The 10,938-nt window shown below is 72.2% G+C and carries 11 protein-coding genes, 1 pseudogene and 1 riboswitch; of the genes and pseudogenes, 5 read left to right on the top strand and 7 right to left on the bottom strand.

The features are described 5' to 3' along the window. Positions 1 to 140 precede the first annotated feature (140 nt). Positions 141 to 1,157, bottom strand: a complete 1,017-nt coding sequence (locus tag ABZ281_RS19770) for an ABC transporter substrate-binding protein (RefSeq protein ID WP_356657159.1) — start codon at positions 1,155 to 1,157, stop codon at positions 141 to 143. A gap of 68 nt (positions 1,158 to 1,225) precedes the next feature. Continuing rightward, a riboswitch (cobalamin riboswitch) is annotated at positions 1,226 to 1,416 on the bottom strand. 82 nt (positions 1,417 to 1,498) lie between these two features. Between ABZ281_RS19770 and ABZ281_RS19765 the strand changes: the two genes are divergently transcribed. Beyond that, positions 1,499 to 1,927, top strand: a complete 429-nt coding sequence (locus ABZ281_RS19765; RefSeq protein WP_356657157.1) for a CoA-binding protein — start codon at positions 1,499 to 1,501, stop codon at positions 1,925 to 1,927. A gap of 228 nt (positions 1,928 to 2,155) precedes the next feature. Continuing rightward, positions 2,156 to 3,379, top strand: coding sequence for a 4-hydroxybenzoate 3-monooxygenase (locus tag ABZ281_RS19760; RefSeq protein WP_356657155.1), 1,224 nt, complete (start codon positions 2,156 to 2,158; stop codon positions 3,377 to 3,379). A gap of 11 nt (positions 3,380 to 3,390) precedes the next feature. Here ABZ281_RS19760 and ABZ281_RS19755 read toward each other — a convergent pair whose 3' ends face one another. Further along, positions 3,391 to 3,750 (bottom strand): metalloregulator ArsR/SmtB family transcription factor, encoded by a 360-nt coding sequence (locus ABZ281_RS19755; RefSeq protein WP_356657153.1) that lies wholly within the window; start codon positions 3,748 to 3,750, stop codon positions 3,391 to 3,393. 63 nt (positions 3,751 to 3,813) lie between these two features. On the opposite strand from ABZ281_RS19755, the gene ABZ281_RS19750 reads away from it, so the two are divergent. After that, positions 3,814 to 4,896, top strand: a complete 1,083-nt coding sequence (locus ABZ281_RS19750) for a cation diffusion facilitator family transporter (RefSeq protein WP_356657151.1) — start codon at positions 3,814 to 3,816, stop codon at positions 4,894 to 4,896. A gap of 1 nt (position 4,897) precedes the next feature. Here ABZ281_RS19750 and ABZ281_RS19745 read toward each other — a convergent pair whose 3' ends face one another. After that, positions 4,898 to 5,455: a YbaK/EbsC family protein gene (locus tag ABZ281_RS19745; RefSeq protein ID WP_356657149.1), complete on the bottom strand. Its 558-nt coding sequence runs from the start codon at positions 5,453 to 5,455 to the stop codon at positions 4,898 to 4,900. A 42-nt stretch (positions 5,456 to 5,497) separates the two neighbouring features. Then, positions 5,498 to 6,070, bottom strand: a complete 573-nt coding sequence (locus ABZ281_RS19740; protein WP_356657147.1) for an XRE family transcriptional regulator — start codon at positions 6,068 to 6,070, stop codon at positions 5,498 to 5,500. 97 nt (positions 6,071 to 6,167) lie between these two features. Between ABZ281_RS19740 and ABZ281_RS19735 the strand changes: the two genes are divergently transcribed. Further along, entirely contained in the window at positions 6,168 to 7,025 is an 858-nt protein-coding gene (locus ABZ281_RS19735; protein ID WP_356657145.1) for a DMT family transporter, read from the top strand. A gap of 89 nt (positions 7,026 to 7,114) precedes the next feature. Here ABZ281_RS19735 and ABZ281_RS19730 read toward each other — a convergent pair whose 3' ends face one another. Continuing rightward, a complete protein-coding gene (locus ABZ281_RS19730) occupies positions 7,115 to 7,912 on the bottom strand; it encodes an acyltransferase (RefSeq protein ID WP_356657143.1) in 798 nt (265 codons plus the stop codon). Between the two features lie 112 nt (positions 7,913 to 8,024). On the opposite strand from ABZ281_RS19730, the gene ABZ281_RS19725 reads away from it, so the two are divergent. Next, positions 8,025 to 8,552 carry a gamma carbonic anhydrase family protein gene (locus tag ABZ281_RS19725; protein ID WP_356657161.1) on the top strand — a complete coding sequence of 176 codons (528 nt, stop codon included), beginning with the start codon at positions 8,025 to 8,027 and terminating at the stop codon, positions 8,550 to 8,552. A gap of 77 nt (positions 8,553 to 8,629) precedes the next feature. Here the strand turns inward: ABZ281_RS19725 and ABZ281_RS19720 are convergent, their stop codons facing one another. Beyond that, positions 8,630 to 9,268: a DedA family protein gene (locus ABZ281_RS19720; RefSeq protein WP_356657141.1), complete on the bottom strand. Its 639-nt coding sequence runs from the start codon at positions 9,266 to 9,268 to the stop codon at positions 8,630 to 8,632. Positions 9,269 to 9,351: 83 nt separating this feature from the next. After that, positions 9,352 to 10,818, bottom strand: a pseudogene (locus ABZ281_RS19715) (phosphoketolase family protein); the annotation flags it as partial. Positions 10,819 to 10,938: the final 120 nt, after the last annotated feature.

The raw sequence follows: 10,938 nt of genomic DNA, 5'->3' as shown, positions 1-10,938 counted from the left end.
CGCGTTCCAGACGCCGGCGGCGTACTTACTCAGTGCGCCGATCAGGCACTCGCCGACGGCCGGATAGTGCTCGGCCCGCGTGCCGTACTTCCGGTCCCGGCGCCGGGGTCCGGTCCCGACAGCCGGCAGACCCTGGGCGGTCACTTCACCAGTCCGAACCGGCGCAGCCCGGCGGCTACCTGCTCCACACCCTCGACGGTGCGGATGGTCGGGTTCATGGCCTGCCCGCTGAGGAGCACGTACCGCTTGTGCCGGACGGCGTCCATGTTCCTGGTGACGGGGTTGGACTCCAGGAAGGCGATCTTCTTCGCGGCCGACTCGGCGGTCTGGGACTTGCGGGTCAGGTCGCCGATGACCAGGACGTCGGGGTCGCGGTCGGCGACCGTCTCCCAGTTGACCTGCGGCCACTCCTCGTGCGTGTCGTCGAAGACGTTCTTCGCGCCGAGGTCCCGGGTGATGATGCCGGGCGCCCCGCAACAGCCGGCCAGGTAGGGCGACTGGGAGTTCGCGAACCAGTAGAGGAGGGTGACGTCGGAGGCGTCGACGCCGGCCGTTGCCTTCTTCATGCGCTGCTGGAGGGAGGCCACGAGTGCGTCACCGCGCTTCTTCACCCCGAAGACCGTCGCGAGGTCGCGGACCTCGCCGTAGACGGCGTCGATGTCCAGGGCCTTGTCGCGGGCGCCGTCGCCGCCGCCCGAGTTGTCCTTGCCGGCGCAGTCGGACGGGGAGACATAGGTGGGGACGCCGAGCTTCTCGAACTGCTCGCGGGTGGCGACGCCGCCCTTGCCGAGGGTGGAGACGAAGGACGCGGCGACGAAGTCGGGCTCGGTGTCCAGGACGCGTTCGAAGGACGGGTTGTTGTCGGCGATGCGCGGCACCTTCGCTTCGGCCTTCTCCAGCCCCTTCATCACGGGGTCGGTCCAGTTGGCCGTGCCCGCGAGGCGGTCGGCCAGGCCGAGGGAGAGCAGGATCTCGGTGGTGCCCTGGTTGAGGGACACGGCGTGCTGGGGCGGGGCCGCGACGCGGACCTCGTGCCCGCAGTCGGTGAGGGTGACGGCGGCTTCGGCGTCGGTGGACGTGGTGTCGCCGCAGGCGGTCAGAAGCAGGGAGCCGGCCGCGAGCAGGGCGGCGGCACGGGCGGGTCGGGCGAGGGGCACGGGAACCAGTCCTCAGGCGTCGAGGGCCCATTCGCGGAGCCCGGTCGTACGGTGCTCCCCCGCCGCATGCGGCCGCGGGGGCCGCCAGCAGGTCTTCGGACTCGGGTTCACCCGGGCCGGGGCGCCTTCCCGGACGTCCGCGAGGGAGTCCAGTGGCCGAGGCCCCGCCCGTCCCCCTCACCGCTGCGCGTCAGTTCCGGATTCGCACCGGATTCCCTGACCCACGTACATGGGTTCGACTGGCCTCGGCAAGCTATCACGGAGGCCGCCCGGGGAATCACCCCGCACCCGGCGCCGTTGCATGAAGAGCACTTCGTCCACGACTTCCGAGGAGGCCGCCGGTGTACGGCGACGAGGCAACGGTCCGCAGGATCCTCACCGAGCTCGGCGACACCTGGGCCGTGGTGGGCCTGTCGTCGAACCGGCAGCGCGCGGCGTACGGCGTCGCCGCGGTGCTCCAGCGCTTCGGCAAGCGCGTCGTGCCGGTGCACCCGAAGGCGGAGACGGTGCACGGGGAGAAGGGGTACGCGAGCCTGGCGGACATCCCCTTCGACGTGGACGTCGTCGACGTGTTCGTGAACAGCGACCTCGCCGGAGCGGTCGCGGACGAGGCGGTCGCCAAGGGCGCGAAGGGCGTCTGGTTCCAGCTCGGCGTCCTCGACGGGGCGGCGTACGACCGGACCCGCGCGGCGGGCCTGGAGATGGTGATGGACCGCTGCCCGGCGATCGAGATCCCACGGCTGTCTCATCACGGCGTACAGAAACCCTGAAGCGTTCGCCAGGAAATACCCGCGCCCCGGTCCGGGCCGGTGCCGCCCGGGGAGACCACCGCGTCCAGCCCGACGCGCCCCGGCTCGACTGGAAGGCCGCCCAGTGCTGCCCGTCTGCCTGCTGGGCCCGGGCCACGGCCTCCCTGTACGGGGAGATCGAGCGGAGCGTCGAGGAGGTGGCCGTCGCGGAGGTGCTCGTGCACTGAGACCGGCCTCCATAATGTGCGCATGACCCAGCCCCTTCCGCCCGCCGACTCCGGCGCCCCGCAACGCTTTCCCGTCGTTGTCGTGGGCGCCGGTCCCGCCGGTCTGACCGTCGGCAACATCCTGCGGGCCGCGTCCGTGGACTGCCTGGTGCTGGAGAGGGAGACCCGGGAGTTCATCGAACAGCGGCCCCGGGCCGGGGTCATCGAGGAGTGGGCCGTACGCGGCCTGGAGAAGCGGGGCCTCGCCCGGAACCTGCTGGACCGCGCCGAGCTGCACACCGCGTGCGAGTTCCGCTTCGACGGCGAGCGGTACCGGTTCCCGTACGGCGAGCTGACGGGCAGTCACCACTTCGTCTACCCGCAGCCGTTGCTGGTGACGGACTTGGTGCGCGAGTACGCCGACGTCCGGGGCGGCGCGATCCGCTTCGGCGTCCGGGACGTGCGCGTCCACGACCTCGACACCGACCGGCCGTGGGTGTCGTACACCTGCCCCGAGACGGGCGAAGGCCAGGTCGTGCACTGCGACTTCGTCGCCGGCTGCGACGGGGCGCGCGGGGTGACCCGGGCCTCGCTCCCGCCCGAGCGGGTCCGGATCGCGCGGCACGACTACGGCATCGGCTGGCTGGCCCTGCTCGCGGAGGCGCCGCCGTCCACCGACTGCGTGCTGTTCGGCTGCCACGAGCGCGGCTTCGCCGGCCAGATGCCCCGCAGTCCCGAGGTGACCCGCTACTACCTCCAGTGCCCGCCGGGCGACGATGTGGAGAACTGGCCGCACGAGCGCGTCTGGTCGGAGCTCCGGGAACGGCTCGGGGCGGCCGGTGTGCCGCCGCTGACCGAGGGCCGGCTGGTCGAGAAGCGCGTACTGGACATGCACGACTACGTGGTCGAGCCGATGGTGCACGGCCGGCTCCTCCTCGCCGGCGACGCGGCCCATCTGGTCGCCCCGATCGCCGCCAAGGGCATGAACCTCGCCCTGCACGACGCCTTCCTGCTCGGCGACGCCCTGGTCGCGGGGCTCACCACCGGTGACGGCAGCGGCCTCGACGGCTACGCGCAGGCGTGTCTGCGGCGCGTGTGGGACTACCAGGAGTTCTCGCAGTGGCTGTCCGAGGTGTACCACGGCACGGCGGCGGGCGACCCGTTCCGCGCGGGCACCGCGCTCGCCCGGCTGCGCCGTCTGTTCACCTCGCCCACGGCGGCCGTCGCCTTCGCCGAGCAGTACCTCGGGACGGCGGCGCGCTACTGAGCGAGCCGTACTCAGTCGTGCGGCGGCCGGTCGCTGAGCCGGTGGTCGGCCACGTTCAGCGCTTCGTCGACGAGTCGGCGCAGATGGCCGTCGCGCAGTGAGTAGATCACCCGGCGGCCCTCCTTGCGCGTGTCCACCAGGCCCGCGAGGCGCAGCCGCGCCAGGTGCTGACTGACGGCCGGCCGGGCCGCGCCGCACGCCTGCGTGAGCGTCGTGACGTCGGCCTCTCCCCCGGCCAAGGCGTGCAGCAGGGCGAGCCGGGTCCGGTCCCCGAGCAGGGCAAGCAGTTCGGCGGCGAGCGCGAACTGCTCCTCGCCGGGACTGCGCGGATGCGCGTCATGCGCAGATGACAGGTGCATGCGTGCGCTCATACGCACATAATGGCGCCACGACACGGGTACGTCCACTCTCACGCGCACCGGAAGGGGATCCACGTGAGCGACCGGCACGAGCACTCCCACCCTCATGAGCACACCCATGAGCACACCCATGGGCACGGCCATGGGCATCCGCCGGGCCACGGCGACCGGCACGGCCTGCGCCACCGGTTGACCCACCTCCTCGCCCCGCACTCCCACGAGACGGCCGACAAGGTCGACTCCGCCCTGGAGTCCTCGGCCCGCGGGATGCGGGCGCTCTGGGTCTCGCTCGTCGTCCTCGGCGTGACGGCGCTGGCCCAGGCGGTCGTGGTGGCGGTCTCCGGGTCGGTGGCGCTGCTCGGGGACACGGTGCACAACACCGCGGACGCGCTGACCGCCGTCCCCCTCGGGATCGCCTTCGTCCTGGGCCGGCGCGCGGCCACGCGCCAGTTCACCTACGGCTACGGGCGGGCCGAGGACCTGGCCGGTCTCGTGATCGTGCTGACGATCGCCGCGTCCGCGGCCTTCGCGGGCTGGACGGCCGTGGACCGGCTGCTGGATCCGCGCCCGGTCCAGCACGTCCCGGCGGTCGTCGTGGCCGCCCTCGTCGGCTTCGCCGGCAACGAGTGGGTGGCCCGCTACCGCATCCGCGTCGGCCGCTCGATCGGTTCTGCCGCACTGGTCGCCGACGGGCTGCACGCCCGCACCGACGGCTTCACCTCACTGGCCGTGCTGGTGGGGGCCGGAGGCTCGGCCCTGGGATGGCAACTGGCCGACCCCATCGTCGGGCTGGCGATCACCGCGGCGATCACGCTGGTGCTGCGGGACGCCGCCCGGGAGGTCTTCCGCCGGGTGATGGACGCCGTCGACCCGGCCCTGGTGGACCGCGCCGAGCGGGCCCTGACCGAGGTGCCCGGGGTGCGCGGGGTGGGTGAGCTGCGGCTGCGCTGGATCGGTCACCGGCTGCGCGCCGAGGTGGCGGTCGTGGTGGACGGCGAGGTCACGGTGCGCGAGGCCCATCGCATCGCCGTGGACGCCGAGCACGCGCTGCTGCACGCGGTACCCCGGCTGACCGCGGCCCTGGTGCACGCCGATCCCGAGCCGGCCCCGGGCGAGAGCGATCCGCATCTGCCGCTGGCCCACCACATCGCGGCGTAGGTCAGGAGACCCCGAGCCCCTCCAGCACGACGGCATGCGGCAGTTCCGCGAACGCCTTGCCCGGTACCAGCAGCTTGCCGCGCCGCCGGCCGCTGCCGACGAGTACGTACGGCAGGTCGACGACGGTGGCGTCCACCAGGAGGGGCCAGCCGTCCGGCAACCCGAGCGGGGTGATGCCGCCGTACTCCATGCCGGTCTCGCCGGTGGCCGTGTCCATCGAGGCGAAGGAGGCCTTGCGGGCGCCGAGCCGGCGGCGCACGACGCCGTTCACGTCGACCCGGGTGGTGGACAGCACGACGCACGCGGCGAGCGTGGACTCACCGCCCCGCTTGCCCGAGACCACCACGCAGTTCGCCGACCGTTCCAGCAGATCCTGCCCGTAGTGCTCCACGAAGGTGGCGGTGTCGGCCCACTCCGGGTCGGTGTCGACGTACACGATCTGCTCGGCGGGGACGCTGCCCTGCCAGTGGCGTACGGCGTCGGCGACCGGGCCGGTGAGTTCGTCGAGGCAGGCCGGGGCGGGTCGGGCGTCGTCGAAGTGTCCGATGGGTGCGCGCATGGCCGCACGCTAACAACAGCGGCCCGGAGGCGGACCGGGCGCTCAGGTCACGGGCGGCACCGAGACGGCCATGACCATCTCCATGGGCTCGTCGCCGGTGTTGCCGTAGGTGTGCGGGACGTTGGCCTCGAAGTGGACGCTGGCGCCCGCGGGCACGCGGTGCTCGACGCCGTCGACGGTGAGGGTCAGTTCGCCCGCCGTGACGTGGAGCAGTTCGGTCGTGCCGGCGGGGTGCGGGTCCGACGGGCTGCCCTCGCCGGGCATGAGCCGCCAGTCCCACATCTCCAGCGGGCCGGGAGCCTCGGTGCCCGCGAGGAGCCGGTTGTAGCTGCCGGCGTCGGTGTGCCAGAGCCGTACGGCCTGCTCGGCCGGGATGACCCGCACGTTCGGGCCCTGCTCGTAGTCGAGCAGGGTCGTGATGCTGACGCCGAGCGCGTCACCGATCTTGACGACGGTGCCGAGGCTGGGGTTGGTGCGGGCCTGCTCGATCTGGATGAGCATGCCGCGGCTGACGCCCGCCCGGGCGGCGAGCACGTCCAGGGTGAAGCCGCGCACCGCGCGCCAGTGCTTGACGCTCCGCGCCAGGGACTGGGTCAGCAGGTCGAGGTCCGACACGTTCCGTCCAATATTCTGTATGGCACAGTGCAATTCAGTGCACTATGGTGTGGTTGACCTGATCGTTCACTGAACTGTACTGCGAGGTATCCGTGCCATGACAGCGCTCTTCGCCCTGGCCACCAGCCTGTTGTGGGGACTGGCCGACTTCGGCGGTGGTCTGCTGACCCGGCGCACGCCCGCGCTCACGGTGGTCGTGGTCTCGCAGTCGATCGCGGTCGTGGTGCTCGGCGCGGTCGTGGTGGCGACCGGCGGCTGGAGCGAGGCGGGGCCGCAGCTGTGGTTCGCCGTGGCGGCCGGGCTGGTCGGTCCGGTGGCGATGCTCGCCTTCTACAAGGCGCTCGCGCTCGGCCCGATGGGCGTGGTCTCGCCGCTGGGGTCGCTCGGCGTGGCGGTGCCGGTCGGGGTGGGCCTGATGCTGGGCGAGCGCCCCGGCCTGCTGCAGTTCACCGGCATCCTGGTGGCCGTCGCCGGCGTGTGCCTGGCCGGCGGTCCCCAGTTCCGCGGCGCGCCCGTCCAGCGGCAGGCCATCGCCCTGACCCTGCTCGCGGCGTTCGGCTTCGGCGCGGTGATGGCCCTGATCGCCGAGGCGTCGACGACGCTGACCGGCCTGTTCCTCGCCCTGTTCGTGCAGCGGGTGACGAACGTCGCCGCGGGCGGGCTCGCGTTGTTCGTGTCGGTGCGCCGCGGGGCGCCCGCCCTTCCGGCGGACGGCTTCCCCTGGCACACCCTGCCCGCCCTCGCCTTCGTCGGCCTCGCCGACGTCGCCGCCAACGGCACGTACTCGATCGCCGCACAGCACGGCCCGGTGACGGTCGCCGCCGTGCTGGCCTCTCTGTACCCGGTCGTGACGGCCGCGGCGGCACGCGGCGTCCTGCGCGAGCGGCTGCGGGCGGTGCAGGCCGCGGGCGCGGGTCTGGCCCTGGTGGGGACGGTCCTGCTGGCGTCGGGCTGAACCCGGCCGCGGCGTCGGGGTGCTGTGACGCCGGGCTGAATCCCGGATGCGGGCTCCGAGGTGACGCGGCGTCGGGCGAACCCGGCGGTTCAGGCCCCCGGCTCCAGCTCCGCGAGTCCCGCCGCGGCCTCCTCGTCCAGCTCCGCAAGCCGGGCCGCCGTCTCCTCGTCGAGGCCCGACAGCGCACGGAGCTGCTCGGGGGTGACGCCCTCCGGTATCGGCACCGGCGCCGGGGTGCGCAGCGGTGGCTGCCAGCCGTCGGAAGGGGTCCAGCGCCGTACGACGCGGGCGGGCGCACCCGCCACCACGGCGTGGTCGGGCACCGTGCCGCGCACGACGGCTCCGGCGGCCACCACCACGTTCCGCCCGATCCGGGCGCCCGGCAGGATCACCGCTCCCGTGCCGATCCAGCAGCCGGGCCCGATCTCCACGGGCTCCATCCGCGGCCACTGCTTGCCGATCGGCTCGTGCGGATCGTCGTAGGAGTGGTTCGTCGACGTGACGTAGACGTACGGACCGAAGTAGCAGTCGCTGCCGATCGCGACCGTCGTGTCGGCGATGACGTGACTGCCGCGGCCCAGGACGACGCCGTCACCGAGGCGCAGGATGGGGTCCGGGCCGAGGTCGAGGTCGGGCATGAGGCCGGCGGTGAGGGTGACCTGCTCGCCGATGATGCAGTGGGAGCCGAGATGGATCCAGGGCTCGCCGAAGACCGTGCCGAGCGGGAAGGCGAGTCTGGTACCTGTTCCCATGGCGCCGAAGCGGTACCGGCCGGGGTGCTCGGCGGTGACGGAGGCCGTCTGCTGCAACCAGGCCCAGCCCGCATGGACGGCGCGCTGCGTGAGGCTCCGCCGCCAGGATGAGAACGTGTTCTTGCGCTTCGGCACGAGCTCACGGTACTCAGCGGTAGCTCCGCCCGCGGCGTCGACGGCCTGTGATCTTCGCCCCACCGGGTGGCGTACGGTGTGCGCGTTGTCTACGACGTTCTGGGAGGCGGACATGGCGCAGCGGGCGATGATCACCGGGATCGGCGGCAGAGAGCCGGAGATCGACGCGACGGCGTTCGTGGCGCCGACGGCGTCGGTGATCGGGGGCGTGACACTGGGAGCGGGCGCGAGCGTCTGGTACGGAGCCGTGGTGCGCGGCGACGTCGAGACGATCTCCGTCGGAGCGAGCAGCAACGTCCAGGACAACAGCACGCTGCACGCCGACCCGGGATTCCCGGTGAACGTCGGCGAGCGGGTGAGCATCGGGCACAACGCGGTGGTGCACGGGGCGACCGTGGAGGACGACTGTCTGATCGGGATGGGGGCGACGGTCCTGAACGGAGCCGTGATCGGGGCCGGGTCGCTCGTCGCCGCGCAGGCGCTGGTGCCGCAGGGGATGGTGGTACCGGCCGGCTCACTGGTGGCGGGAGTTCCCGCGAAGGTGCGGCGGGAGCTGTCTGAGGAGGAGCGGCAGGGCGTCACCCTCAACGGCACGATGTACGCCGAGTTGGCGAAGGCGCATCGGGATGTGCATGCGTAGGGCTTTTCGGCGGGTCCGGCGTCGTGGAGCTTGTCACGCCCACGCGGCGGAGCCGCACAGGGACACAGCCCCGCGCCCTAAGGGACCTGTGCTTCTGCCGCTTCCAGGTTCTGGCCCGCCTTCTTCGCCTTGCGCTTGATCACCAGCATGGACGTGAGGCCCACCAGGACCGCCGCGACCAGGCCCAACCACGAGAAGCGCTTCAGCCAGGACTCCGCGACGATGCCGACGTAGTAGATGACCGCGGTCGTGCCACCCGCCCAGACGATGCCGCCGAGGACGTTGGCGATGAGGAACTTCCAGTACGGCATGCGCAGCACGCCGGCGAGGGGGCCCGCGAAGATCCGCAGCAGGGCGACGAACCGGCCGAAGAAGACGGCCCACATGCCCCACTTCTCGAAGGAGCGCTCGGCGGTGGCGATGTGGCCCTCGCTGAAGTGCTTGGGGAACTTGTCGCCCAGCCAGGCCAGCAGGGGCCGCCCGCCCTTGCGGCCGATGGCGTAGCCGATCGAGTCGCCGATGATGGCGCCGGCCGTGGCACTGGCGCCGAGGACGACGGGGTCGATCTCGCCGTGCTGGGACGCCAGCAGGGCGGAGGAGACGAGGATGATCTCGCCCGGCAGCGGGATGCCCAGGCTCTCCAGGCCGATGACCAGCCCCACCAGCGCGTAGACGGCCACCGCGGGTACGGTTTCGAGCCACTCCTGGACGTGCAACGCCGGTTCCTTTCCCTGGGCTTCCCTGCGAGCTTCCACGCGTGCACGGGAAGCCTACCGGCTCCTATGACGTCCCCCGGGGCTCAGGCGTTCCAGCTCCACTCGGCGATCTCGGGCAGGTCGGTGCCGTGCTCGCGGATCCAGGCGTGGTGGCGGGTGCGGGCGTCGGCCATCAGCTGGCGTACGGCCGTGGCGCGGACCGCGAGGCCGGGGACGCGGTCGATGACGTCCATGACCAGGCGGTAGCGGTCGAGGTCGTTGCGGACGACCATGTCGAACGGCGTGGTCGTGGTGCCGGCCTCCTTGTAGCCGCGCACGTGCAGGTTCTGGTGGCCGGTGCGGCGGTAGGCCAGGCGGTGGATCAGCCAGGGGTAGCCGTGGTAGGCGAAGATCACCGGCTTGTCGGTGGTGAACAGGCCGTCGTACTCGAAGTCGCTCATGCCGTGCGGGTGCTCCCCCTGGGGCAGCAGCCGGGCGAGGTCGACGACGTTCACGACCCGGACGGACAACTGGGGCAGGTGGCGGCGGATCAGGTGCGCGGCGGCCAGGGTCTCCTGGGTGGGGACGTCACCGGCACAGGCCAGCACGACGTCGGGCTCGGTGCCGTCCTCGGTGCCCGCCCATTCCCAGATGCCGGCACCGCGGGCGCAGTGGACCCGGGCCTCGTCCATCGACAGCCAGTCGAAGCAGGGCTGCTTCCCGGCGACGATCACGTTCACGTAGTCGCGGCTGCGCAGGGCGTGGTCCGCGACGGACAGCAGGGTGTTGGCGTCCGGCGGCAGGTAGACCCGGACGACCTCGGGGCTCTTGTTGAGGACGTGGTCGACGAAGCCGGGGTCCTGGTGGGAGAAGCCGTTGTGGTCCTGCCGCCACACGTGGGAGGTCAGCAGGTAGTTGAGGGAGGCGATGGGGGCGCGCCAGGTCAGCCTGCGCGAGGTGCGCAGCCACTTGATGTGCTGGTTGACCATGGAGTCGACGATGTGCACGAACGCCTCGTAGCAGGAGAACAGTCCGTGCCGGCCGGTGAGGAGGTAGCCCTCCAGCCAGCCCTGGCAGAGGTGTTCGGAGAGGACCTCCATCACCCGGCCGTGCCGGTCCAGGTGCTCGTCCACAGGCAGGGTCTCGGCCTGCCAGGTCTTGCCGCTGGCCTCGTAGACGGCCTGGAGCCGGTTGGAGGCGGTCTCGTCCGGGCCGACCAGGCGGAAGTCGCGGCGGTCGGCGGTGTCGCGCATGACCCGGGCCAGGAGGTCGCCGAGGACCCGGGTCGGCTCGTGCAGCGTCGTGCCCGGTTTGTCGACGGGGACGGCGAAGTCGTCCAGGGACGGGACCGGCAGGTCGCGGACGAGCAGTCCACCGTTGGCGTACGGGGTGGCGCCGAGCCGCCTGGTGCCGTCGGGGACGCAGGCGAGGACGTCCGCGACCGGACGGCCCTCGGCGTCGAACAGTTCCTCGGGCCGGTACGAGCGCAGCCAGGACTCCAGCTGCCGCAGGTGATCGGGGTTGTCGCGGACACCGGACAGGGGCACCTGGTGGGCGCGCCAGGTGCCCTGGCGGCCGACGACGGCAAGAAGGTGCGTCATGCGACAGGGCCTGGTCCAGCAAATCGGCACCCCCGCCGACCTGTACGACGCGCCGAACAACATCTTCGTCGCGGGCTTCATCGGCTCTCC

It is taken from the genome of Streptomyces sp. NPDC006265, from assembly GCF_040613555.1.
In the GTDB taxonomy this organism is placed as follows: Bacteria; Actinomycetota; Actinomycetes; order Streptomycetales; family Streptomycetaceae; genus Streptomyces.
Note: the sequence above shows the minus strand (reverse complement) of the source record. Positions and strands in the feature narration are given on the sequence as shown.

Coding starts and splice junctions, on each gene's coding strand:
- ABZ281_RS19755 (WP_356657153.1), bottom strand. CDS start 3,750: ATGAGCGCACGCATGCACCTGTCATCTGCGCATGACGCGCATCCGCGC.
- ABZ281_RS19725 (WP_356657161.1), top strand. CDS start 8,025: ATGGCGCAGCGGGCGATGATCACCGGGATCGGCGGCAGAGAGCCGGAG.
- ABZ281_RS19760 (WP_356657155.1), top strand. CDS start 2,156: ATGACCCAGCCCCTTCCGCCCGCCGACTCCGGCGCCCCGCAACGCTTT.
- ABZ281_RS19735 (WP_356657145.1), top strand. CDS start 6,168: ATGACAGCGCTCTTCGCCCTGGCCACCAGCCTGTTGTGGGGACTGGCC.
- ABZ281_RS19745 (WP_356657149.1), bottom strand. CDS start 5,455: ATGCGCGCACCCATCGGACACTTCGACGACGCCCGACCCGCCCCGGCC.